Annotated in this window: 1 pseudogene; it reads left to right on the top strand. The window is 46.0% G+C overall.

The window, feature by feature from the left end:
* Positions 1 to 396 (top strand): annotated as a pseudogene (locus GJ688_RS20180) (reverse transcriptase domain-containing protein); the annotation flags it as partial.

Raw genomic sequence — 396 nt, 5'->3', positions numbered from 1 at the left:
GGAAGAAGCGCACATGACGCGATTCGGAAATGTCAAAACAACATCAACGAAGGATACAAGTATGTGGTAGACATGGACTTGGAGAAATACTTTGATACCGTGAACCAAAGTAAGTTGGTAGAAGTATTATCCAGAACCATCAAAGATTGGTCGAGTCATATCGCTCATCCATAAATACCTGAAAGCCGGAGTCATGGTCCAAAACAGCTTCGAAGAAACACCAATCGGAGTACCGCAAGGCGGCCCTCTCAGTCCAATACGTAGCAACATCATGCTCCATGAATTGGACAAGGAGCTTGAGAAAAGGGGACACAGATTTGTCCGCTATGCGGACGACCTGATGATCTTCTGCAAAAGCCGAAGAAGCGCCCAAAGAGTGTTAGACAACATCCTTCC

It is taken from the genome of Heliobacterium mobile (assembly GCF_009720735.1).
Lineage (GTDB): Bacteria > Bacillota > Desulfitobacteriia > Heliobacteriales > Heliobacteriaceae > Heliobacterium > Heliobacterium mobile.
This window is presented reverse-complemented; position numbering and strand designations above follow the sequence as displayed.